The organism is Maricaulis sp. ABE4_448, assembly GCF_056160825.1.
Genome location: NZ_JBSWXX010000002.1, coordinates 274,612 through 296,898, shown reverse-complemented (window position 1 = coordinate 296,898; position 22,287 = coordinate 274,612). Strand labels below are relative to the sequence as shown.

Below are 22,287 nucleotides of genomic sequence, written 5' to 3'. Positions count from 1 at the left end.
TATTCTTGCATCGGTTGCATGACGCCCCAAATCGCGAGTGACCCCGCCCCCAACGGATGGTCCGCACCCCACCCGACACCCCCGGATATGTAAGGGAATTTTCATGAAACACCTGCTTCTCGGCGCCGCCCTGGGCGCCCTGACCGCAGCGTCAGCCGTCGCCCAGTCGGCGGAGGACGTCATCGTCGTCACCGGTACGCGTGCCGAAGGCCGCACCGCCCTGGAGAGCACGGCGCCCGTCGATGTGATCTCGGCCGGCACGCTGGAAAACAATGGCTCGACCGAGCTGAATGTGGCCCTGTCCTACGCCCTGCCCTCCTTCAACTTCCCGCAGCCGGCGATCACTGACGGCACCGACCATGTGCGCCCGGCCACGCTGCGCGGCCTGGGTCCGGACCAGACGCTGGTGCTGGTGAATTCCCGCCGCCGCCACGCCTCGGCCCTGGTCAATCTGAACGGTTCGGTCGGACGCGGCTCCTCGGCCGTCGACCTCAACACCATCCCGGTCTCCGCCATCGGCCGCGTGGAAGTTCTGCGCGACGGAGCCTCGGCCCAGTACGGTTCCGACGCCATCGCCGGCGTGATCAATGTCGGCCTGCGTGAAGCGCGCGAGGGCGGCCAGGTGACGGCCAGCTTCGGCCAATACGCCACAGACATCCCGCTCGTCGACCAGCCGCGCTCGGCCTCGGACGGCGACACGACCAGCCTGTCCGGCTGGGTCGGCCTGCCGCTCGGCGCGGAAGGCTTCCTGACCCTGTCGGCAGAATACCGCGATCGCGAACCCACCAATCGCGCCGGCCCGGACACTCGCCAGCAATACCCCTCCCTCACCGGCGGCGGTCTCGATCCGCGCGAGCAGAGCTTCGACCGGATCAATCACCGTTTCGGCCTGTCCGCCTCCGAAGCGATCAGCCTGTTCGCCAATGCCGGCCTGCCGATCAATGCCGATGCCGAACTCTATGGCTGGGCGAGCTATCAGCAGCGCGACGGCCAGGGCGCCGGCTTCTATCGCCGCGCCCAGGATTCCCGCAATGTCCCGTCGATCTATCCGGACGGTTTCCTGCCCTACATCACCACGGATGTCGAAGACATTTCCGTGCTGGGCGGCGTGCGTGGCGACTGGGCCGAATGGGGCTATGATTTCAGCCTGGGCTATGGCCGCAACGAGCTGGGCTATGGCGTGGAGAACTCCGTCAACACCTCGATGGGCGCCGCCAGCCCGACGCGCTTCGACGCCGGCGCGCTGATCTATGACCAGCTGACCGCCAATGCCGACTTCCAGCGCAATTACGCCGTTGACGCCTTCGCCGGTCCGCTGAGTGTCGCTGTCGGCCTGGAATACCGGCTGGAAAGCTATGAGATCGAGGCGGGCGAACCGGCCTCCTACATCAATGGCGGCGTGACCGGTCCCAATGGCGAGATTCTCGCCACCGGCAGCCAGGTCTTCCCGGGCTTCCAGCCGTCCAACGCGATCGACGAGGACCGCGATTCCATCGCCGCCTATATCGATCTGGAAACCGATGTCACCGACCGCTTCACCGTCTCCGCCGCCGCGCGGGCGGAAAGCTATTCCGACTTCGGCGAAACCGTCACCGGCAAGCTGGCAGCGCGCTACCAGCTGACCGATGCGCTGGCGCTGCGCGGTGCCGTGTCGAACGGTTTCCGGGCGCCCTCGCTGCAACAGGCCTATTTCACTTCCACATCGACCGTGTTCACCGGCACGCCGCCGGTTCCGGTCGAGGTCGGCACCTTCCCGGCCACCAGCCCGGTCGCAGCCGCGCTGGGCGGTGAGCCGCTGGAAGCCGAGGAATCGCTGAACATTTCCGGCGGTCTCGTCTTCACCCAGGGCGGGTTCACGCTGACGGTGGATGCCTATGCCATCGACATCGAGGACCGCATCGTGTTGTCGGAAAACCTTTCCGGCCCGGATGTGGAAGCCCTGCTGGTCAATGCCGGCATCACCAACATCACCAGCGCCCGCTTCTTCATCAATGGTGTGGAAACGGAAACCCGCGGTGTTGACCTGGTTGCCAGCTATGGTTTCGAGACGGCCGACTGGGGTGATTTCGACCTGACCTTCGGTGCCAACATCACCGAGACCGAAGTTACCGACGCCCCGACCTCGGAAGTCCTGCCGGGGGTCTCCCTCTTCGCGCGGCGCGAAATTGCCCGCTTCGAGGTCGGTCAGCCGGAGAACAAGCTGATCGGGTCGGTCGACTGGTCGCGCGGTCCGTTCGCCGGCTATGTTCGTGCAACGCGCTTCGGCGAAACGGTTGATCCGGGCACGGCGGCCGACGGTTCCGGCGACGAGGTGCTCTCGCCGAAAACCATCGTCGATGCGGAATTCTCTGCCGATGTCACCGAGGGGCTGAATGTTGCCTTCGGAGCGAACAATCTGTTCGACGAGTATCCGGACGTCACCGCGGAAACCCCGGCGCTGGACGGCACGTTCAGCCGGATCTTCCCCTTCTCCGGCTTCTCGCCCTTCGGCTTCTCCGGCCGCTATGTCTACGGCCGGATCCGCTACAGCTGGTAGGCTGGCAGCGGCAATCGCACAAGGAAATGCCCGGCTCCGGCCGGGCATTTTTCTTTCGCGCTTTCCTCACAGCCCGTCGCGGGCCCAGACGCGCTCATGCATGGAATAGGCGAAAGTCTGCACCAGGGGCTCGATCAGGCCGATGGCCAGTGCGGCATGCCAGTTACGCGTCAGGGCGAACGCGACCGCCATGGCGACAACAAGGTGCATCAACGCATAGCTCACAGTCTTGAGAGCACCACGCGGTACGCGCAGGCTGCCCCAGTCGAGAGGTACGGCACAGCAACGGACAAGAGCGGACATGACAGAACCTCAGTGCAGAATTGCGAATAATTCTCAATTGCACTTTGGCATTGTGGTAGCGGGTTTGCCAATGAAAACTTTCAATCGCAGCGATTGACGCGCCCTATTCCGCAGAGCGAAGTCAGCCCTTGTCCTCGGCCGACAGGTTCCAGTAGCGCAGCACCGTCTGGGCCTTTTCCACCGACAGGCTGTCATAGACCCGCCGCGCCTGTTCGACCGGATCGCTCTGCTCGGAGCGGCCCAGCCCGCGCCACATATGCAGGAAGAAGGGCCATTTCAGGCCGGTCGCCTTGCACAGAACGGCCAGCGGCTCACCCGCCATATCGTCGATCATGCGCACGACCAGCCGGCGGTCGACGGCGGCCAGCCGGCTGATCTCCGCGATAATGTCCGCGGTCGCCCCCTCGCCTGGCATCGCCTCGCACACGCCCTCCAGCGATCCGTAGGGGCTGGTCTCGGCGGCTTCGCGATTGCGCTGGCGGCGGTCGATATAGCGCAGGATGCGGGCGACCATCGGATCGGACCAGCCTTCCTTTGCGGCGGCGGGAAAAATGTCTTCCGAAGCCTCCAGCAAGATGGTGCGGTCGACGGCGAAGCGGTCGAGGATCTGGAAGCGGTCGATATGCTCGCAGCTCCAGAACAGGCGGAAGGCCTGGGCCGGTCGCATCTCCTCCCGGCGGATCAGCAGCGCGGCATAGGAAGCCTCTTCGGTCGCGGCTCCGACGAGGTGATCGAGCGTAGGCGCAGCGAGATGGGCGGTCTTGTTGCGCAGGAGACGTTCCACCACAGGCGGCTCGCCATAGGCCGCCAGGGCTGCTGCAACCGTCTCCGACAACGCCTCGCGGCGCGCGATGGTCATGCGGTGCTGCAGCGTGCCGGAATTGATGACTTCCATCATGTCGAAATCGGTCAGGGCGGTGCAGCGTTCCAGGATCGGCTGGGCCACGTCGAAATCATCGCTCGCCAGCGTGCGCAGGAGCCGGTGCGGCGCCTCGCTGAGCGCGGCCAGGCGTTCTGCACAGCGCCGGCGCAGCTCGAGATCCGAGGCGCGGATGACGTCATACAGGAGATCGCCGACAATCCAGCGCTCACGCGGCGTGATGCGGCTGGACGGCAGGCCGACAATATCCGCAAGCCGGCGCGCCAGCAGCGCCCGCGTCTTCGGCGTGGCGACCGGTTCGGTCAGATCATAGGGCTTGGCCTCGGCCATGGGGACGCGTCCTGCCAGACTGGAATCAGCGCCCAGAATGCCGCGACGGCGTTAATGAATGGTGCTCCGGGCCGCGGCCGCGGCACCGCATGACCAGACTTTAATGACGGCCGCGCACACGCCCTCTTGACGATACGTTATAACATATTAATCCGGGCGCCGGGATCAGTAAAGGAATCGACCCGTATGTCCAGTCATCACACCACTATGCGCCAGGCCTTCCTGGCAACGGTCGCGGGGTTTGCCCTGCTTCCCGGCACGGCCCTGGCACAATCCGCCTCCGCCGATATGGCGGAGAGCCCTGCAACCCCGGAAACGGATGCCGGACGCGCGACCGACGACGAGATGGATGCCATTCTGGTCGAAGGCCTGGCCATCGGCCGGACTGCGACACCCCTGCCCGTACAGGTCCTCTCCGGGGCCGAGCTGGCCCATCGCCGTCTCGGCACGCTGGGCGAGACCCTCGCCGGCCTGCCCGGCGTCCACCTGGACAATTATGGCGGCGGCGCCTCGCGCCCCGTGGTGCGCGGCCAGACCCTGCCGCGGCTGGAAGTCCTGTCCAACGGCGCCAATCTCTACGATGTGTCCTCGGTTTCGCCGGACCACGCGGTCGCCGGCGACCCGCTCCTGCTGGATGCGATCGAAGTGGTGCGCGGGCCGGCCTCGGCGATCTATGGCGGCAGCGCCATGAACGGCGCCATCAACCTGATCGACAGCCGGGTGCCGCGCGCCATGCCGGAAAACGGCCTCTCCGGCGCCACCGAGACGCGCTACAGCACGGGCGATGAAGGCCTGGCCAGCGCGGCGCGGGCCACGATCGGCCTGGGCTCGTCCTTTGCCCTGCACATCGAGGGCTCGACCAGCGATGCCGATAATTACGCCGTGCCCGGCGACCACGGCACCGACCGGCTGAAGGATTCCTTCTCGCAATCCTCCAGCTATGCGATCGGCGCCTCCTGGATCACGGAACGGGGCTATATCGGCGCCGCCTATTCGCGCGAGGACAGCGATTACGGCCTGCCGGGGCATAATCACACCAACGCCGTCTGCCACACCCATGGCCGCGACCTGCACTGTAGCGCCCACGGTCCCTATACCGACCCGTTCGCCGGATCCGACGAGGATCACACCGCCTCGATCGGCCTGCGCAATGAGCGCATCGATGTACGCGCCGATTTCGAGGACCTGCTGCCGGGGATCACGCATACACGCCTGCGTCTCTCGCACACCGACTACAGCCACAACGAAGTCGATGGCGACTTCCTGTTCGCGCAATACCGCAACGAGGTCGAGGATGCCCGGCTGGAGATGGTGCACGCCCCGCTCTTCGGCTTCACCGGCACGTTCGGCGTTCACTACATGAACGGCACATTCAGCGGGCTGAACCACAATTCCGCCCACGAAGACGAGCCCAGTCTCGGCTGGGTCTACCCGAACGACTATACCACGGAGAGTGTCGGCATTTTCATGTCCCAGCGGCGCAGTTTCGGCGATGTCGAGCTTGAGATTGCCGTCCGCAAGGACTGGCGGGACATGGTCGCCGAAGTGCCGCGATACAATATCTCCGACGACTTCCTTGAGCGGTTGTGGAATGCGCTTGGCATGACGCGAGAAGACTGGATGGAGCTGGTGATCCCGGAGTTCCAGAGCGCGCACCCTCCGGCCGAACATGAGCCGGTCTCCGTCTCGCTCGGGCTGACCTGGGATGCCGGACGGGGCTATTCCGCGGCGCTGTCCCTGGCCCATACCCAGCGGGCGCCCAGCGTGCGCGAACTCTATGCCTACGGCAATAATCTGGCGACCAACAGTTATGAAGTCGGGCTGGCCCAGACCCGGCGCGCCTCATCCACCTTCCCCGAATCCCGGGCCGACATCACCGAGACGGCGCAAACGATCAACCTCACCCTGCGCAAAACTGGCGGTCCGCTTGAGTACGAGGTCGGTTTCTATCACCAGGATATCGAGGACTATGTCTTCGCCGATCTGATCGAGGTCGACAGCGAGACCGGCCTGCCGCATCTCTACCTGGTCTATGTCGCCGCCGATGCCACTTTCACGGGCCTGGATGGCGAGGTCAGCTACCGCTTCGCGCCGCACTCGCAAGTGACGGTGTTCGGCGACTATGTGCGCACCGAGCTGAGCGGCGAGGACGACAACCTGCCGCGCATCCCGCCGGGCCGGCTGGGCGCGCGTTATGACTGGGATACCGGCGCGCTGACGGGGAATGTGGAATACTACCACACCTTCGAGCAGGACCGCGTCGCCTCCTACGAAACCGAGACCGAAGGCTATGACATGGTCAATGCCACCGTCTCCTATGCCACCGAGCTGGGCGGACGGCCGATCGAGCTCTATGCCCGCGGCACCAACCTGCTCGACGAGCTGGCCTATGTGCACACCTCATTCGTGAAGACGCAGTCGCCCCTGCGCGGCCGCAATATCGTCTTCGGCATCCGTCACGAATTCTGATGACGGTTGGCCGGCAAGGAGTTGCGTCACGCCCACAAGTTGGTAGACAGGGTGGATTGCACCTCCTTGCCCGGCCGGGCCGGGGGACGGTCTCAACAAGCGCGTCATTCCCTCTTGCCCGTATTTCGCCCCCTCGCCGGCAATCGCCGCCTTCGACTGCCGCCCTTCGGCGGTTATCTGGTTCTGGTGGCTGGCTGGTTCTTCGGCTTCGGGCTGCAGACCACCATCTTCCCCGGTGTCATCACCTTCACCCTGGGCGAAAGTGCCGAGCGGCTGGGCATTGCCCAGGCCGCACTGACCGCGCCGATGATGCTGCTCCTGCCCTTTGCCGGCGTGCTGGCCGAGCGCAAGGACCGGCGCGGCATCATCTTCTATTTCTACATTTTCGCCGGTCTGGCCGCGGCCGCGCTGGGCGCGCTGTTGATGACCGATCACCTGTCCTACTGGATCATGGTCGCCTTCGCGCTGATGATCGGCGTGGCGGGCGGTTTCGTGATGCCGGCCCGCGACAGCGCGATCAATCCGGTGGTGCGGATTTCCGGCCGCACCCGTCATGGCGGGATCGATTTGCAGCGGGCTGTGGTGATGGCGTCCGCCGTGCAGTTCGGCGCCCAGATCCTGGGCATGGGGCTGGGCTATATCGCCGCCTATACCGGACCGGGCGCGCTGTTCGTTTGCCAGGGGATCGGCCTCTTCATCGGCGGGTTGTCCGCTGCCTTCCTGCCGCGCCTGGGCTCGACCCGCAACACATCCACCGCCCACCCCATGGCCGACCTGGCCGAGGGGGTGCGCGCCGTCTTCCGCTCGCCCGTGTTGATGCCGATGACGGTGATCATGATCGCCATCGGCCTCCTGGTCGTGGGCGGTTCCTTCCTGGTGCTGATCCCGCTCCTGATCCGCGAAACCTATGGCGGCGGCTTCCCCGAGATCGCCAGCCTGATGGTGGCCTTCTGGGTCGGCGCCTTCCTGGCCAATGTCGCGCTGGCGAGCTTCCCGCAGATCGAGCGCCCCGGCCGCGCCCTGATCATCGCCCAGGGCGTGACCGTGCTGGCGACCGGCGCCTTTGCGCTGCCCCTGCCCTTCTGGTCGCTCTACATCCTCGTCTTCGTGTGGGGGCTGGGCGCCGGCGTGGCAATCTCGCTGTCGCGTTCGGTGGTGCAGGAACAGGCCCCGCCGGACAAGCTGGCGCGGGTCATGTCGGTCTACCAGCTCGGCCTGTTCGGCGGCATGCCGGCCGGGGCGGTGCTGATGGGCTTCATGATCGGCTTCCTGGGACCGCAAGTCTCGGCACTGGTGCCCATGATCGGCCTGGGGCTGGTTCTCGTGGTAATTTCCCTGACGACGCCCATATTGTCGGTCCGGCGCGGCCCTACCCATCCGGCCGCCCTGCCGCCGAACGAGGACGCGCGCGACCATGCCGAAACTGACTGACGCCGAAATCGACGCCCTGAAGGCCCGGCTTGATCCGGAGACCTATGCCATTGCCTTCGAGGAGGGCACCGAGCGCGCCTTCACCCATCCGCTCAATGCGGAAAAGCGCGGCGGCGCCTATCACTGCAAGGTGTGCGGCGAGGCGCTGTTCGCGGCCGAGCATAAATATGAGAGCGGGTCGGGCTGGCCCTCATTCTATGATGTAATGGCATCGGACGCCGTGGAGACGAAAACCGATTTCAAGCTGCGCCTGGCGCGCACCGAGATCCACTGCGCCAATTGCGGCGCCCATCTGGGCCATGTGTTCCCCGACGGTCCCAGACCGACGGGTCAGCGTTACTGTACAAACGGGACCGTGCTGGATTTCCGGCCGGAGGAGACGGGCGGCGATTAAGGCCGGCCCTTGCACGAGGGGAAGACGATGACATCACGAAAACTTGCCGGACGGATCGGCGCGGGGCTGACCGCCCTCGCGCTGGCCGCCTGCAGCCAGGAGACTGACATGACCGCCGACACCGACGCAGCCGCGCCGCAGACCTCGGCCCTGATCGAACGGGCCCGCGGGCTGGAAGCGCCACGCGCCGAACAGCGCCCCGTGGAAATCGAGCAGCTGGGCTTTACCCGCGTCGACGAATACCAGTGGATCAAGGACGATAACTGGCAGCAGGTGATGCGCGAGCCGGACGTTCTGGACAGCGATATCCGCGAACTGCTGGATGCCGAGAACGCCTATCTGGACGCGGTGATGGAGCCGACCGCCAATCTGCAGGAGCGGATTTTCCAGGAGATCCGCGGCCGCATCAAGGAAGACGACAGCTCGGTGCCCGAGCGCGATGGCGGCTATCAATACTTCACCCGCTACCGCGAAGGCGGCCAGTATCCGATCTATGCCCGCCGCCCGATCGATCCGGAGACCGGCGAGCCGGCCGGCGAAGAAGAAGTGCTGGTCGATGGCGACGCCGAAGCGGCCGATTTCGACTATCTTGACTTCTCCTCGATGGAACACTCGCCGGACCACCAGTACGTCGCTTTCGGCGTCGATATCCGCGGTTCCGAATACTACGAGATCCGCATCCGCGAGATCGCGACCGGCGCCATCGTCGCCACGCTGACGGATGAAAGCTCGGGCGATTTTGTCTGGGCGAATGACTCCGAGACGCTGTACTGGGTGTGGCGCGACGAGAACTCCCGCTCCAAGCGCGTCTACCGCCAATCGCGCAGCGGCGGTGCCAGCGAGCTGATCTATGAGGAGCCGGATGACGGTTTCTTCGTCTCGGTCGGCACCTCGGACGGTGACAATTACATCGTCATCAATGCCGGCGGTCACACCTCCAACGAGCTGCGCCTGATCGACGCCAGCGATCCGACGGCCCAGCCGCAGCTGATCGCGCCGCGCGAGGAGAATGTCGAATACTATCTCACCGAGGCCCGCGACCGCTTCTACTTCCTGACCAATGCCGACGGCGCGGTGGACTTCAAGATCGTCGCCGCCCCGATCGACAATCCGGGCCGGGAGAACTGGGAAGAGATCGTCGCCCACCGTCCGGGCACGCTGATCAATGCCGTGATCGGCTTTGCCGACTGGCAGGTGCGCATGGAGCGCCAGAACGCCCTGCCGCGCATCGTGGTGCACAATTACGAGAGCGGCGAGGAATACGACATCGCCTTCGACGAGGAAGCCTACTCGCTGGGCATCTCGCAGGGCTATGAGTTCGAGACCGACACGCTGCGCTTCTCCTATGAAAGCCCGTCGACGCCGGAAGAGACCTATGATTTCGACATGGCCACGCGCGAGCGTGTGCTGCTGAAGCGCCAGGAAGTCCCCTCCGGTCACAATGCCGAGGACTATGTCGTGCGCCGCGTCATGGCGCCCGGCCATGACGGTGTGGAGATCCCGGTCACCATCCTGCACCACCGCGACACGCCGGTGGACGGATCGGCGCCGCTGCTGCTCTACGGCTATGGCTCTTACGGCATCACCATTCCGGCCGCCTTCCGCGTCACGCCGCTCTCGCTCGTCGATCGCGGCATGGTCTATGCTGTCGCCCATATTCGCGGCGGCATGGCGAACGGATACCAGTGGTATCTGGACGGCAAGCTGGAGCAGAAGATCAACACCTTCCGCGACTTCGTCTCGGCCGGTGAGGCCCTGGCCAGCGAAGGTTATACGTCGCGCGGCAATATCGTCGCCTATGGCGGTTCGGCCGGCGGCCTGCTGGTCGGTGCCGCGATCAATCTTCAACCCGACCTGTTTGCCGGTGCCATCGCCGCCGTGCCCTTCGTGGACGTGATCAACACCATGTCGGACGCGGAACTGCCGCTCACCCCGCCGGAATGGCCCGAATGGGGCAATCCGATCGAGAGCGCGGAAGACTATGAGACGATGTTTGCCTACAGCCCCTATGACCAGATCCAGGAGATGGACTATCCCCACGTCCTGGCAACGGGCGGGCTGACCGATCCGCGCGTCACCTACTGGGAGCCGACCAAATTCGTCGCCCGCCTGCGCGACCGGCGGACCGATGACGGGCTGACCCTGTTGAAGATGAATATGGGGGCCGGCCATGGCGGCGCCTCCGGCCGCTTCGACAGCCTGCGCGAAACCGCCCTCAACTGGGCCTTCGCCCTGATGGTGGTCGGCCTGGCCGACGAAGAAGTCGAGGCGATCGCGGCCGAATAGGCTGCCCGCGAGCAGACAGAATGACGAAGGGCGCGCCCAGGCTGGACGCGCCCTTTTTCTGTCTTGCTTGCACCCGGGCTCGCCCCGCTTGCGGGGGAGCTGTCAGCGAAGCGGACTGAGGGGGCGGTGCAAAGCACCGTAGAGCGCAAAGCGCGCATCGACTTACCCCCTTCTACCTCACCGGGCCCACGGGCCAGGCTCGGCCACTTCCCCCGCTTCGCAGAGGAAGCCTATTCCTCGAGCGAGAAGACGAGCTGGGTGGTGGCGCCGCGATAGGCCACGGGCTCGCCATCGCGAACCTGCGGATCATAGCGCCAGCCGGAGACCGCATTAATGGTCGCCCGCTCGAAAGCCGGGCTCGTACAGTCGCGGGCCTGGATATTGGCCGTGCGGCCCTCCGCCGTGATGTCGAACACGACATTGCACACACCATTGCGGCCACGCGACGCCTCATTGGCCGGGTAGACCGGCTGCACGCGCACGCGCGGCGACGGCTGTCGGTCGATATTGACGAGGCCTCCGCCCGTGCGGATCTCGGCCGCCTCGATCGGCGGCAGGGCCCAGCGCGACCCGTCCGGTACGGCTTCCACGGCGGCACGATCTGTCTCGAGAACCGGCGGCCGCGGCGGCGGTTCGAGTTCCGTGATCTCCGTCATTTCGACACGGTCCTCGATCTCGACGGGATCGACGTCGAACCGGATCTGCAGGGGCGGCAATGCCTCGACCGGTTCGGGCACGTAAGGCCCGATATCGATCAATTGCCGCATCAGCAGGAAAAGGCCGACGGTAACGGCGCCGGCGACCGGCAACACCAGCGGTGTGCGGATCGGATGAAAGGTGGCTGTCATGATTACAGGCTCCCCAATGCGGGCGGTCCTGCATGGCCCCGACAGTTCTGCCCCTGACCGGCCAGGCCCCCGGCGGCGGTCATCGCCGCCGGGAAGGCCGGTGCGGACGGGCACGCCACAACACGGCGCGACCCCTTTCAGGGACCACAACTCAGCCCCTTGCCGCGCGATCATGAGACACCGCCCGTCCGGCAAAACCGGGGCGCAAAATAGGTCAAATATGGCGGTCCCGGGGAAAATTGCGGGCGACGCTCAGCGGGCCCGTCCACCTGATGGTCGGGCCCGGCAGCCGGCTTGTCCGGCAAGAAAGCCTGCGTCAGGCCCGCTCGTATTCCGGTTTCAGACGGCCATTGACGTCGAAATAGGGCGCGCATTCAGCCGAGAGATCGAAGATGCGAACGCCCTCGCTGTCCAGCTGATCCTCGGAAATCACCGGGCCGCGCCGCATGCGTTCGATCTCCAGCTCGCACGCCTCGATCGTGGTGAGCCGGGCAAAGCGTTCACCATCGCGCTGGATGGCGATCTTCATTTCGATGAAGCCGATCCAGCCCTGGGCGGTGGCGCGGGAATACTCCCACTCCAGCCCCCGCTCGAACGCGTCGATGGCGCCGAGCAGATCGTCCTGCTCGACCCGCGTGTTGCCGACCAGCGTCCAGGTGTCCCCCGGGCGGTTGAGCCCGCCGCGCGACAGCGCCTGTACGAACATGGCCTCGGCTTCGGAGAACGCACCGGCGCGGTAGAGTGCCTCGCCGAGCCGCTCATAGTCCGGCCCGGCACCGGTCAGGGTCGCGACCCGCTGCAGCACCGGCCGCGCGCGCTCCCACTCGCGCGCCTGGCGCCACAAATCGGCCAGGAGACGGAAGTGGTCCGCCTCCGGCTCGACGCGCCCGGCATTGAGCTCACGCTCCAGCATGGACGCCCCGCCGAACGGATATTCATAATATGAGTAGTAGCGCGCCAGACGGATCAGCTCGTCGCTGTCTGTCAGCATGCCGTTGAGATAAAGGATGCGGTTCACCTCGAAGGCATCGGCCTCGCGCCCGGTCCGCGCCAGTAGCGAAGCATAGCTGGTCCAGTAGGCTTTCTCGTCCGGCCAGCGCCCCACCATCCGGCCCAGAAGACCCGCCTGTTCGGGCAGCATGTCGAGCTGCTGGTAGAAGAAGAGCAGCAGCGAGAAGTGCGGCCGGCCCGGCATTTCAGCCAGATCGAAAGCCTGGCGGGCATAGTTGAGACCGGGGCCATAGGCCTCCAGCTGGCCATAGCCCTGGGCCAGGCGCATGGCGAGATCCGGGCCCAGCGGCACACCGCGGGCGATGGCCGTCTCCATCAGATCGATCCCGGCCCGGAACTCGCCCTCGGCCAGCAAGAGCTGGCCGGTATTGATGCGCAACGTATTGGCATCTTCGTCCGGCAGCGCGTTGAGCGCGATGGCCGCTCGCCAGGCCGCGATCGCTTCGCGCGTATTGTCCAGCTCCCAGGCACTGCGCCCGGCCAGCTGCAACAGCATGGCGCGCTCATAGGGGGTGAGGCCTTGCGTCTCGAGCATGTCACGATAGCCCGCCAGTGCGGCAGCGTAGTCACCGGCGCCCTCGCTCTCCAACAGCACCAGAATGCGCTCTCCGACACGCTGAGAAAGCGTTCGCTCGACAGCGTCCGGCGTCCTGCCCGGTGCGGCTTGCTGTGCGGCGGACGACGCGCCGATTGTTGTGAATGCGATGACGAGCGCGGCCAGACCGCCAGCCGCACCGGTGGTGAGTTTCCGGTATCCCATGTGCACCTCCCCGGCACATGACGCGAACTCCCCAGCCCCGGTGCAACGTCATGATGCGGAAAGCTTGCTGTCACAATCGGGCGGGAATGGGGCATCTGCGATTGAAACCGGCCGGACGTCGCGCGCAGGTTGGACATAGCCAATGCCGGCAAAGAAAAACGCCCCGGCCTGAAGACCGGGGCGTTGATCATGTCGCCGATATCGGAGCGCCTAGCCGGCGTCGGACTCGGTATCTTCCGCTGCGCCTTCGGCCGGAGCCTCGTCGCCTGCGGCGACATCCTGGTTCAGACGTTCGCCGTACTGGTTGTAGAGGTCGCTACAATTGTTCGGCACATCGACCACGATACGGCCGTTCTCATCGACATCACCCAGCAGGGTTGCGGTTTCACGCAGGTCTTCGATGGCAAAGCGGCACTCGTCGAGACGAACGCGTTCGCGGATCCGGACCCGGTCCGCCGCAGCAGCCCGCTGGTTGGTGATGAAGGTGATCCAGCCATTCGCCGTTGTGCGCGAATAGGGATAGCGCGCGCCTTCGCGGAAGGCGGCCAGGGCAGAGTCGGTGCGACCCAGTTCCTGACGCACATTGCCCAGCAGCGTCCAGGCCGTCCCCGGGCGATCGAGACCGCCCCGGTTCAGTGCTTCCTGGAAGGCATCTTCGGCTTCCGCCAGCTCACGCCGCTGATACAGCGCTTCGGCCAGCTTCAGATAGTCGTCCCCGTCGCCGGTCATCTGGGCCAGCTGGCGCAGGACCGGGATGGCGCGCTCCCATTCGCGTGCCTGCCGCCACATGTTCGACAGGAGCTGCAGGTTGTCGCGTGTACGCTCGACCACGCCGGCATTGAGCTCGCGCTCCAGGATCACAGCACCCCGATAGGGATATTCGTAGTAGCTGTAATACTGCGCCACCGCCACGATCTCGCGGCTCTCGGTGAGCATACCGTTGATGTACATGATCTTGTTGGCTTCGAACGCATCTTCCTCTCGGCCGGTCTGGGCCAGGAGAGAGGCGTAAGAGCGCCAGTTATTCTTCTCGGTCGGCCAGCGCGCAACCATGCCTTCAATGATGCGGAACTGGTTCGGCACATCGTCGAGCTGCTGGTAGTAGAACAGCATCAGCGAATAATCGCCGCGGGTCCGTTCGGACGCCGGGCGAAGTTCCCAGAAGCGTTCGGCCCAGCGCAGACCGTCCCGATAACGCTCGGCCTGGCCATAGGCCTGGGCCAGCATACGGGCCACGCCGACATTGACGGCCCCTTCGCCGCCCATTTCGACGGCCTGTTCGAGCGAACGGATACCTTCATTGTACCGCTCGTTCGCAATCAGCAGCTGACCGATATTGATGCGAAGGTTGACGATTTCCTCAGGCAGCATTGCGCCCGTGGCGATCGCCCCCTGCCAGTCCTGGACGGCCTGGTTGGTGCGTTCGGTCTCGTAGTAGGCCCGGCCGCGCAGCTGAAGACAGATCGACCGTTCGTACGGATTGATGTCGCCGATCGCCAGCGCACGGTTCAGGGTCTCGATAGAGGCCGCGAACTGGTCGTTACTCTGCTGTTCCTGGGCTTCCAGCACGATCTCGCCGACCCGGGCGGTGAATGTCCGGTCTGCACCGTCATTCTCCTCTTCCTGATCGCGATTGCGGCGCTGGGCATCGGCGTCGGCGAGCACGACCGTGGTCATGGCCGCAGCCAGGGCAAGCGTCGCGACGGAGCGCAACAGGCCCGATGTATCGAAACCGTTAAAACGGATCATCGATGGCTCCTTCATACCGGCCCAACTCCCCGAACCGGCTTTGACAATTCCTCCGGAACCATTCCAGCCCGCAGGCTTTCCGGTCCCGTCCCGCGGGAGGGCCGGACGGATGTCATCGACACCCGCCCGTCATCCCATTAATCGGACAGCTGGAAGTCGAAGCGTGTTTCCACGCCACGACGTGCCACCGGCACCCCGTCCTCGACCTTCGGATTGTAGCGCCAACGCTCCACCGCCCGGATCGACGCACGCTCGAAGAGCGAGCTGTCGCACTGGTAGATGTTGATATTGGTCGGCGTACCGTCCGGGGTCACATCGAAGCGGACCCAGCAGCTGCCTTCGACACCACGCTCCGCAGCCCGCATCGGATATTGCGGCTCGATCCGGACCAGCGGCTGCGCGTCACGGTCGGAGACCGAGAAGTTCACGCTGTCACTGTTCAGCTGCGGTGCCTCGAAGTCCGGAATGGCACCCATCACGGTGGCCAGACCTTCAGCCGGCTGTTCTGCACGCTGCCGCTCGATCTGCGGCGGCGGGGGTGGCGGATCCACCTGCTGCACATCCTCGATCGTGGTGTCGCGGCGGCGGGCTTCAATCTCCGTCACCTCGTCATTGATCGAGAACTGACGATCCTCCACTTCCTCGTTCGGCGGCTCGCCTTCCACGAGGATGAGGCGGGTCATGACGAAGAACAGCACGATCGTGACGAAGGCGGCGATCGGAACGCCGATGATGAGGCGGACAAGATTACCCATGTTGTCTCCTCCCTACGTCTGGAGTGTCGAAATATGCACTTCGACATCCATTTCGATGAGCAGTTCCTGGACGTCGAGAATGAGACCGATATTAGCCCCCTCATCGCCCTGGATCATTGCCCGGCCCTTGGGGTTCTCTTGCAGCAGCTGCTCGATAACCCCGCGAAGTTCGTTCATCTCGTAGACCCGACGGTTGACCCAGACTTCGTTGTCCGATGTCACCGCGATCAGCATCGACGGATTGCGGTCTTCCTCGGTCATGGCATCCGGGCGGACAGTGTCCACGCCGGGTTCCTTGATGAAGACCGAGGTGACGATGAAGAAGATCAGCAGGATGAAGACGACGTCCAGCATGGGCGTCATGTTCAGTTCGATCTCTTCCTCACCGGTATTCACTCGACTGACGCGTCGCGCCATAGCTTCCTCCCGGTCTAGCTGTCTTCATCCGTGCGCTGGAGGGAGACCGGCACGCCATTGGCGCCCATCTCGTCCCAGATCTGCACGATGATGCCATGTTCGGCCTCGTCCTGGACTTCCAGGAGAACGGCGCTGTTCGGTTCTTCCGCCCGGAAGCGGTTGACGGCCGACAGCACACGATCGACATCGGTCCGCGTCCGGTTGACGAAGATATTATTATCGTCGTCGACCTGAACCACGATCGGAGGCGGCGCGTCGGAATCCGGCGGCGTGTCCGAGTCGGGCGGCGGGCGCATGTCGAGGCCTTCTTCCGAAAGGAAGGTGGCGGTGACGATGAAGAAGATCAGCAGGATGAACACGATGTCGAGCATCGGCGTCATGTTCACTTCAGCCTGATCGTCCTGGCGCTTGTTTCTACGTCTCATGACTCGGCACTCCCTTCACCGATCTCGAGCGAGTCGGCCAGTTTCGCAGTGCGCGACTGGGCGAGACGTTCGATCTGGTTGGCGAAGATGAGTCCCGACAGGGACGCCACCATGCCGGCCATGGTCGGGATCGTGGCGCGCGAGACGCCAGCCGACATGGCCTGGGCATCCGAAGAGCCCGAAATTGCCATGACGTCGAACACCGAGACCATGCCCGTCACTGTGCCGAGCAGTCCGAAAAGCGGAGCGACAGCGACGAGGGTTTTCACCAGCTCGACATTCTGATCGCAACGCTGTTTGACCTCCGAGATGAGTTGGTCGCGGATGGCATGGGCATACCAGGACTTCCGGTCTGCCCGTGCATTCCACTCCCGCTGCGCCTGCTTCGCTAGCCCGGCCTGGGCAAAGTAGAAGAAGACGAAGCGCTCGAGGATGAAGGCCCACATCACAAATGTTGTTGCCATGATGACAACGAGGACGGGGCCTCCCCGCTCGAGGAACTCCTGAAGGCCGGTTGATACGGCCTGGAAATCCATAGCGGTTCCTCCGGTTAACCGTGACGCTCTTCAGCGTGACGCGCGACCATGCCTGCGGCCTGTTCTTCGAGCACTTGCTGAACGCCGCGCGCGAAGGACTGGGCGAAGGAGTGAATGAACAGCAGCGGGATGGCGGCAATAAGGCCGAGCACCGTGGTCATCAGGGCTTCGGAGATACCACCGGCCATGATGCGCGGATCACCGGTACCGAACAGGGTGATCTGGGTGAAGGTCTTGATCATACCCGTAACCGTACCCAGCAGACCCAGCAGCGGAGCAATACCAGCAGCCAGCTTCAGGAAGTTCAGACCGAATTCGAGCTTCGGCGATTCCTGCAGGATGGCTTCATCCAGCTTCAGTTCCATCGTCTCGACGTCTTTGTCCTTGGCACCTTCATAGGCCAGCATCACGCGGCCCAGCGGGTTGGACTTGGAACCGGACGATTTGCGCTTCTGACCGGACACGGCGGCTTGCGTCAGCAGCAGCGAGACCAGGCGGAACAGACCGAAGACAGCGGAGATGACCAGCAGGCCGATGATGACCTTACCGACATTGCCCGACTGTTCGATGCGCTCTTCGATGCCCGGAACGTCCTTGTAGATGTCGAGGAGCGGACCGCGGGACGGATCAACCACACCCATGACGATCTCGTTCGGATCGGCATTGTACAGGTTCGAGGCACCGCCCACGAAGTTGGCCGGCGGCTGAGCCGGCAGGTCGCGGAGCGCCCAGTTGCCGGTCGTTTCGTTTTCCTGCCACAGGGCGAAACGCTGATTGTTGTTGTGGTTGGTGAACACAACGAACGGACCGACGCGGGTGGTCGGAACGGCTTCGCCGTCGCCCAGGCCAGTGACGCGGGCGTTGAAGGTGACGACCTGCTGTTGCTGGATCATCTCTTCGATCACGCGGCGCCAGATGTAGTCCAGCTCTGCGCGGGTCGGCAGGGTACGGGAATTGGACAGCTCGTCCAGTGCATCCGCGCGGCCCGGGAACTGGGCCGAGATGATGGAGCTGTCGATGATGGCACCGAACTCGCCGGCGGCCTGGCGGGCAGCGCCGAAGAGTTCACCGAAGGCACCCTGGCGCTGACGCAGCTCGGCATCGAGTTCGTCGATGCGGGTCTGGTTGGCTTCGAACTGGGCCGACATCTGGTCGGCCTGGTTGCGCAGGGCGCTCAGTTCAGCCCGCGCCTGGCTCAGCAGCGCCTGCTGCTGGTTGGTGCTGGACTGGAACTCGCGAAGGCGTTCCTGGTTTTCCGCGCTGGCTTCACGGGCGTCGGAACGCACGCGCTGCAGCAGCTCGTTGAGGGATCCGGCCGGCTGGGTCTGTGCCACGGCACCGGCGGTGAGAGCCACGCCCATTGAAACGGCGGCGGCGAGCATCTTCATCGTGGTTTTCATAACTTTCACTCTCCGTTCCAAGCCGTTACTGGGCAACTGCCGGGCCAGGCAGCGGCACCAGGAAGACGGACGGGGTCGTCACTTCCTGGGCGATGCGGATGGCGCGGGTCACATTGGCTTCGTAGCTGCCGGACAGGGCTTCCCAGTCGCTGGAACCGTTATGACGGATCGTCATGGAACCATCGTCGTACTGGCGGATCATGGCGACGCGGCCGACCTGCAGCACGGTGACGTTCACCGGAACACCTTCTTCAAGGACCGTGTCCTCATAGGCGTTCAGCGAACGGCCGTAGGAGGCTTCGATCTCGTAGGCGTTGAGAATGACGCGATAACGCTCGGCCGGCGAGACGTTCGGGTCGTCAACCAGCTCGTAGAGATTCTCGATGCGCGCCAGACGGCCATTCTCGCCTTCGAGGCGGAACGGCAGGTCGAGGTTCACGAACTCTTCGAGGTTCTGGACCATCTCGCGCATCATCGGCGCCAGGTCGGTCTCGATGCTGTCAACGCGGTTGATCTGCGCCTGCAGCGACTCGACTTCGTTTTCCTGCGAGCGGATGAAGACTTGCTGCTGCTCGACGAACAGACGCTGCGATTCGATCTGCTCGAGCAGAGCGCGATACTCCAGCTCGATATCGGTCCGCTGGTCGTCCAGCTGGTCGATGCGGCGCTGAGTTTGCGCGCCTTCCTGCGTGTTGTTGCGCGCAACACTGAGCGTTTGGTCCAGCTGCGCAACGGCGGCACCGCCGAAGGCGCCCGCCGCAACTGTCGCCATAAGCGACGCGCGAACCAAATTCTTCAAGTTCACCATTTCTCGCCTCACAATGGTCAATGCGGGTTCCCATGCAGGTCCCCCGCCCCAAAAAAACTTCGATGCTGACCGGCAAAAAACCTGCCGGTTAGGCCCCCTACCCTCGTTCTCAAGCGGCCCGGTCTGAGCGGCCTGCAGACAGCGACCGCACAGGGCGGTTTGCATTCTAGTCCTCGAAGGTATCGCTCCAGCAACCCTTCGAAACCCCGTGATGGTTGGCCCATCAACTTATAGGCGCATGCACGCCGCTTGCGAATTGGCATGAACGCTAACACCAGCGTTACACCACGATCAATACATCTTTGTGGCTGGAATGCGTCCTCAGCTGCGCTCAAATCGACAAGATTCGCGTATCGCGACCACCCCTGGCCTGTCTTTCGCGCAAAGATGGTATTCCGCTTTGGGTACGGTTGCACAGAGAAACGGGACGAAACGCCTCATTTCGCGGCGAGACGAAAAACAGGAAGCGTGGGCACACGCCGGCCGCGAACAGGTCAGCACGCCCTCTTCACAATCTCGCGATGCCGACCCGACGGGGCCGGTCATCCGGTACGTTCTTTTCCGGTATGATCTGGAAAGGAATGGCTGGGGCGCCAGGATTCGAACCTGGGAATGTCGGTACCAAAAACCGATGCCTTACCACTTGGCGACGCCCCAACCGGGCCCGTCAGCGAGGACGGAGCGCGGTAAATACATAACCGCCGGGGGGGATGCAACGGGGCAATGCGGTTTGCTGCAGCGCAAACTGCACATGGCACGTGCTCACAGGTGAATCCGCACCTCCCCCGCCCCGCGCCGGAGCGGACTGCAGCTTGCCTGTCATTGGCGCGTTGCACGGTACAGAAGAGTTGGCTATAAGCCGCGCCTCGGTTCGGAGTATAGCTCAGCCTGGTAGAGCACCGTCTTCGGGAGGCGGGGGTCGCAAGTTCGAATCTTGCTACTCCGACCATTTATTTTCCCGCCCCTGATTTCTCAGCGCCACGAGAGCACTTGGCAGGCGTCCTGCGCCGCACTGCCGCCCGCGGGATTTTGCCCGACACGATCCCTCGACCCCAATCCCCCCGGGCACTACATTGTGGGCAGAAGGGGGGCCGCATCTTGCACTGCGGAGCCTCCGTGTGTCTGCGTGGGTCGAAAGGGCTTCCATGAAACAGTTCTGGGTAACGTTCTTCGGATCGATTGTCGGCGTCGTCGTCGGCTCGGTCCTCACCGTCATCATCGTCTTTCTCATGATCGGCGCCATGATCAGCTCCGCCATGGAAGGCGCCCAGCGCGAGACCGCCCTTCCCCAAGACGGCATTGTCCTGGAACTGGATCTGCGCACGCCGCGGCTCGACAGCCCGTCACGCTCGCCCTTCGCCTTCGCCGAACCGCTCCCGGTCGTCGATATCGTGCAGACCCTGGAGCGGGCCGAAGACGATACCCGTGTCCAGGGCGTTTTCATCCGCGCCAATGAATTCGGCCTGTCGCCGGGCATGGCCGAAGAGATGCGCAATGCGATCGCCGACTTCCGCGAGGCCGGCAAGTTCGTCATCACCCACGCCCAGGGGTTCGAAGGCACCAGCGTCACCGGCTATTTCGCGGTGTCCGGGTCTGACGAGATCTGGCTGCAGGATACGGCATCCTTCACGCCGGCCGGTCTGGCCTCCGAAGTGATGTTCCTCGGCGGGCTGTTCGAACACTTCAATGCCGAGCCGCAATTCGAGCAGTTCCACGAATACAAGAACGCCGCCAACGGCTACACCGAAACGGGTTTCACCGACGCACACCGCGAAGCGGCCGAATCCTATCTGGGTTCCATCTACGACACCGCTGTCGCCGCAATCGCCGGCGATCGCGGCTTCTCGACCAGCGAAATCCGCAGCGTGTTCGAAACCGCGCCGCATACCGCGGAAGAGGCCCTCGATGCCGGCCTTGTCGACCGTCTCGGCCATGTCGTCGAAGCCCGTGAAGCCGCGCTCGACCGTGCCGGTGCCGGCAGCGCGGTGGTGGAGCTCGCCGTTTATCACGAGCAGGCCTCGCCGGCCTGGAGCAATGCGCCGGTCATCGCCCTGATCGAAGGCCAGGGCGCCATCGTGACCGGCGATGCCGATGCCAACCCGCTTGGCGGCGACGAGATGATCGGCGGCGACTTCACATCCGAGGCCATTCTGGCCGCCGCAGACGATCCGAACGTCCGCGCCATCATCATCCGCGTCGATTCGCCCGGCGGCTCGGCCATTGCGTCCGACCAGATCTGGCACGCGATCAACCGGGCCCGCGAAGCCGGCAAGCCGGTCGTGGTGTCGATGGCCTCGCTCGCCGCGTCCGGCGGCTACTACATGGCCGCGCCGGCTGACTATGTGCTGGCCCACGCCACCACGCTGACCGGTTCGATCGGGGTGCTGGGCGGCAAGATCGTGCTCGACGAGACGTTCGGCATGGTCGGCCTGAATGTCGAGACCCTCTCGGTGGGCGGCGAATACGCCACGGCCTATTCCAGCCAGGAAGCCTGGACCGAAAGCCAGCGCGCCGCCTTCCGCGCGCAGATGGCCAATGTCTACGAGGACTTCACCCAGCGTGTGGCCGATGGCCGCGACCTGCCGCTGGAACGCGTGCTGGAGATTGCGCGTGGCCGCGTGTGGACCGGTGCCCAAGCGCTCGATCTGGGCCTGGTCGACGAGATCGGCGGCTTCCGCGACGCCGTCGACGCTGCGCGAGAACTGGCCGGTCTGGCACCGGGCGACGAAGTGCGTCTGCGCCGCTTCCCGCGCCAACGCACCCCGCTGGAAGCCTTCCAGGAACTGTTCGGCGTCTCGGCCGAATCCGCCGAGACCGCGGCCCGCCTCAACGCGCTGATGGAGATGCCGGAAGTGCGTGCGGCCATCCAGGCCCGTCAGGAAGCGAACCAGCCCGGCGTTCAGATGCGCAGCCGGGTGGCCGTGCCGCAATAGCGCACCGGCCATTGCT

The 22,287-nt window shown here is 64.5% G+C and carries 17 protein-coding genes and 2 tRNA genes; 7 read left to right on the top strand and 12 right to left on the bottom strand.

Going from position 1 to position 22,287, the window contains the following annotated elements; all coding sequences use genetic code 11:
* Window positions 1-103: 103 nt before the first annotated feature.
* Window positions 104-2,536, top strand: coding sequence for a TonB-dependent receptor plug domain-containing protein (locus ACXAJV_RS07840; protein ID WP_475083911.1), 2,433 nt, complete (start codon window positions 104-106; stop codon window positions 2,534-2,536).
* Window positions 2,537-2,602: 66 nt separating this feature from the next.
* On the opposite strand, the gene ACXAJV_RS07835 is transcribed toward ACXAJV_RS07840, so the two are convergent.
* Together ACXAJV_RS07835 and ACXAJV_RS07830 are read right to left on the bottom strand one after the other, a co-directional pair.
* A complete protein-coding gene (locus ACXAJV_RS07835; protein WP_475083909.1) occupies window positions 2,603-2,839 on the bottom strand; it encodes a DUF2061 domain-containing protein in 237 nt (78 codons plus the stop codon).
* A 121-nt stretch (window positions 2,840-2,960) separates the two neighbouring features.
* The gene (locus tag ACXAJV_RS07830) at window positions 2,961-4,049 is read right to left on the bottom strand and encodes a DUF2336 domain-containing protein (protein ID WP_475083906.1); all 1,089 of its coding nucleotides are present in this window, start codon (window positions 4,047-4,049) and stop codon (window positions 2,961-2,963) included.
* A 186-nt stretch (window positions 4,050-4,235) separates the two neighbouring features.
* Here ACXAJV_RS07830 and ACXAJV_RS07825 point away from each other — a divergent pair, with 186 nt between their 5' ends.
* From ACXAJV_RS07825 to ACXAJV_RS07810, 4 genes are all read left to right on the top strand, one after another.
* A complete protein-coding gene (locus ACXAJV_RS07825; protein WP_475083903.1) occupies window positions 4,236-6,518 on the top strand; it encodes a TonB-dependent receptor domain-containing protein in 2,283 nt (760 codons plus the stop codon).
* A gap of 114 nt (window positions 6,519-6,632) precedes the next feature.
* Entirely contained in the window at window positions 6,633-7,949 is a 1,317-nt protein-coding gene (locus tag ACXAJV_RS07820; protein ID WP_475083900.1) for an MFS transporter, read from the top strand.
* Entirely contained in the window at window positions 7,933-8,343 is a 411-nt protein-coding gene (gene msrB / locus ACXAJV_RS07815; protein ID WP_475083898.1) for a peptide-methionine (R)-S-oxide reductase MsrB, read from the top strand. The genes ACXAJV_RS07820 and msrB overlap by 17 nt, the downstream gene beginning before the upstream one ends.
* Before the next feature lie 27 nt (window positions 8,344-8,370).
* Window positions 8,371-10,629 (top strand): S9 family peptidase, encoded by a 2,259-nt coding sequence (locus ACXAJV_RS07810; RefSeq protein ID WP_475083895.1) that lies wholly within the window; start codon window positions 8,371-8,373, stop codon window positions 10,627-10,629.
* A 230-nt stretch (window positions 10,630-10,859) separates the two neighbouring features.
* Here the strand turns inward: ACXAJV_RS07810 and ACXAJV_RS07805 are convergent, their stop codons facing one another.
* The 10 genes from ACXAJV_RS07805 to ACXAJV_RS07760 form a co-directional block, all read right to left on the bottom strand.
* The gene (locus ACXAJV_RS07805) at window positions 10,860-11,477 is read right to left on the bottom strand and encodes an energy transducer TonB (RefSeq protein WP_475083892.1); all 618 of its coding nucleotides are present in this window, start codon (window positions 11,475-11,477) and stop codon (window positions 10,860-10,862) included.
* Between the two features lie 316 nt (window positions 11,478-11,793).
* Window positions 11,794-13,248, bottom strand: a complete 1,455-nt coding sequence (locus tag ACXAJV_RS07800; protein WP_475083889.1) for a tetratricopeptide repeat protein — start codon at window positions 13,246-13,248, stop codon at window positions 11,794-11,796.
* 210 nt (window positions 13,249-13,458) lie between these two features.
* Window positions 13,459-14,997, bottom strand: coding sequence for a tetratricopeptide repeat protein (locus ACXAJV_RS07795; RefSeq protein ID WP_475083886.1), 1,539 nt, complete (start codon window positions 14,995-14,997; stop codon window positions 13,459-13,461).
* Between the two features lie 137 nt (window positions 14,998-15,134).
* Window positions 15,135-15,752 (bottom strand): energy transducer TonB, encoded by a 618-nt coding sequence (locus ACXAJV_RS07790; protein ID WP_475083883.1) that lies wholly within the window; start codon window positions 15,750-15,752, stop codon window positions 15,135-15,137.
* A gap of 12 nt (window positions 15,753-15,764) precedes the next feature.
* Complete coding sequence (locus ACXAJV_RS07785; protein WP_475083881.1) at window positions 15,765-16,169, bottom strand: ExbD/TolR family protein; 405 nt, start codon at window positions 16,167-16,169, stop codon at window positions 15,765-15,767.
* A gap of 14 nt (window positions 16,170-16,183) precedes the next feature.
* Entirely contained in the window at window positions 16,184-16,594 is a 411-nt protein-coding gene (locus tag ACXAJV_RS07780) for an ExbD/TolR family protein (protein WP_475083878.1), read from the bottom strand.
* On the bottom strand, window positions 16,591-17,130 hold the full coding sequence (locus tag ACXAJV_RS07775; protein ID WP_475083875.1) for a MotA/TolQ/ExbB proton channel family protein: 540 nt from the start codon (window positions 17,128-17,130) through the stop codon (window positions 16,591-16,593). The genes ACXAJV_RS07780 and ACXAJV_RS07775 overlap by 4 nt, the downstream gene beginning before the upstream one ends.
* A gap of 14 nt (window positions 17,131-17,144) precedes the next feature.
* On the bottom strand, window positions 17,145-18,530 hold the full coding sequence (locus tag ACXAJV_RS07770; protein WP_475083872.1) for a MotA/TolQ/ExbB proton channel family protein: 1,386 nt from the start codon (window positions 18,528-18,530) through the stop codon (window positions 17,145-17,147).
* Between the two features lie 25 nt (window positions 18,531-18,555).
* Window positions 18,556-19,302 (bottom strand): DUF3450 domain-containing protein, encoded by a 747-nt coding sequence (locus ACXAJV_RS07765; protein WP_475083869.1) that lies wholly within the window; start codon window positions 19,300-19,302, stop codon window positions 18,556-18,558.
* A gap of 618 nt (window positions 19,303-19,920) precedes the next feature.
* Window positions 19,921-19,995: transfer RNA gene (locus ACXAJV_RS07760), tRNA-Gln, on the bottom strand.
* Between the two features lie 215 nt (window positions 19,996-20,210).
* Here ACXAJV_RS07760 and ACXAJV_RS07755 point away from each other — a divergent pair.
* Window positions 20,211-20,287: transfer RNA gene (locus ACXAJV_RS07755), tRNA-Pro, on the top strand.
* A 196-nt stretch (window positions 20,288-20,483) separates the two neighbouring features.
* Entirely contained in the window at window positions 20,484-22,271 is a 1,788-nt protein-coding gene (sppA, locus tag ACXAJV_RS07750) for a signal peptide peptidase SppA (protein WP_475083867.1), read from the top strand.
* The last annotated feature ends 16 nt before the right edge of the window (window positions 22,272-22,287 follow it).

What these genes read in the sequence shown, in the direction of transcription:
- ACXAJV_RS07840 (WP_475083911.1), top strand. Translation starts at nt 104, where the DNA reads ATGAAACACCTGCTTCTCGGCGCCGCCCTGGGCGCCCTGACCGCAGCG.
- ACXAJV_RS07835 (WP_475083909.1), bottom strand. Translation starts at nt 2,839, where the DNA reads ATGTCCGCTCTTGTCCGTTGCTGTGCCGTACCTCTCGACTGGGGCAGC.
- ACXAJV_RS07830 (WP_475083906.1), bottom strand. Translation starts at nt 4,049, where the DNA reads ATGGCCGAGGCCAAGCCCTATGATCTGACCGAACCGGTCGCCACGCCG.
- ACXAJV_RS07825 (WP_475083903.1), top strand. Translation starts at nt 4,236, where the DNA reads ATGTCCAGTCATCACACCACTATGCGCCAGGCCTTCCTGGCAACGGTC.
- msrB (WP_475083898.1), top strand. Translation starts at nt 7,933, where the DNA reads ATGCCGAAACTGACTGACGCCGAAATCGACGCCCTGAAGGCCCGGCTT.
- ACXAJV_RS07810 (WP_475083895.1), top strand. Translation starts at nt 8,371, where the DNA reads ATGACATCACGAAAACTTGCCGGACGGATCGGCGCGGGGCTGACCGCC.
- ACXAJV_RS07805 (WP_475083892.1), bottom strand. Translation starts at nt 11,477, where the DNA reads ATGACAGCCACCTTTCATCCGATCCGCACACCGCTGGTGTTGCCGGTC.
- ACXAJV_RS07800 (WP_475083889.1), bottom strand. Translation starts at nt 13,248, where the DNA reads ATGGGATACCGGAAACTCACCACCGGTGCGGCTGGCGGTCTGGCCGCG.
- ACXAJV_RS07795 (WP_475083886.1), bottom strand. Translation starts at nt 14,997, where the DNA reads ATGATCCGTTTTAACGGTTTCGATACATCGGGCCTGTTGCGCTCCGTC.
- ACXAJV_RS07790 (WP_475083883.1), bottom strand. Translation starts at nt 15,752, where the DNA reads ATGGGTAATCTTGTCCGCCTCATCATCGGCGTTCCGATCGCCGCCTTC.
- ACXAJV_RS07785 (WP_475083881.1), bottom strand. Translation starts at nt 16,169, where the DNA reads ATGGCGCGACGCGTCAGTCGAGTGAATACCGGTGAGGAAGAGATCGAA.
- ACXAJV_RS07780 (WP_475083878.1), bottom strand. Translation starts at nt 16,594, where the DNA reads ATGAGACGTAGAAACAAGCGCCAGGACGATCAGGCTGAAGTGAACATG.
- ACXAJV_RS07775 (WP_475083875.1), bottom strand. Translation starts at nt 17,130, where the DNA reads ATGGATTTCCAGGCCGTATCAACCGGCCTTCAGGAGTTCCTCGAGCGG.
- ACXAJV_RS07770 (WP_475083872.1), bottom strand. Translation starts at nt 18,530, where the DNA reads ATGAAAACCACGATGAAGATGCTCGCCGCCGCCGTTTCAATGGGCGTG.
- ACXAJV_RS07765 (WP_475083869.1), bottom strand. Translation starts at nt 19,302, where the DNA reads ATGGCGACAGTTGCGGCGGGCGCCTTCGGCGGTGCCGCCGTTGCGCAG.
- sppA (WP_475083867.1), top strand. Translation starts at nt 20,484, where the DNA reads ATGAAACAGTTCTGGGTAACGTTCTTCGGATCGATTGTCGGCGTCGTC.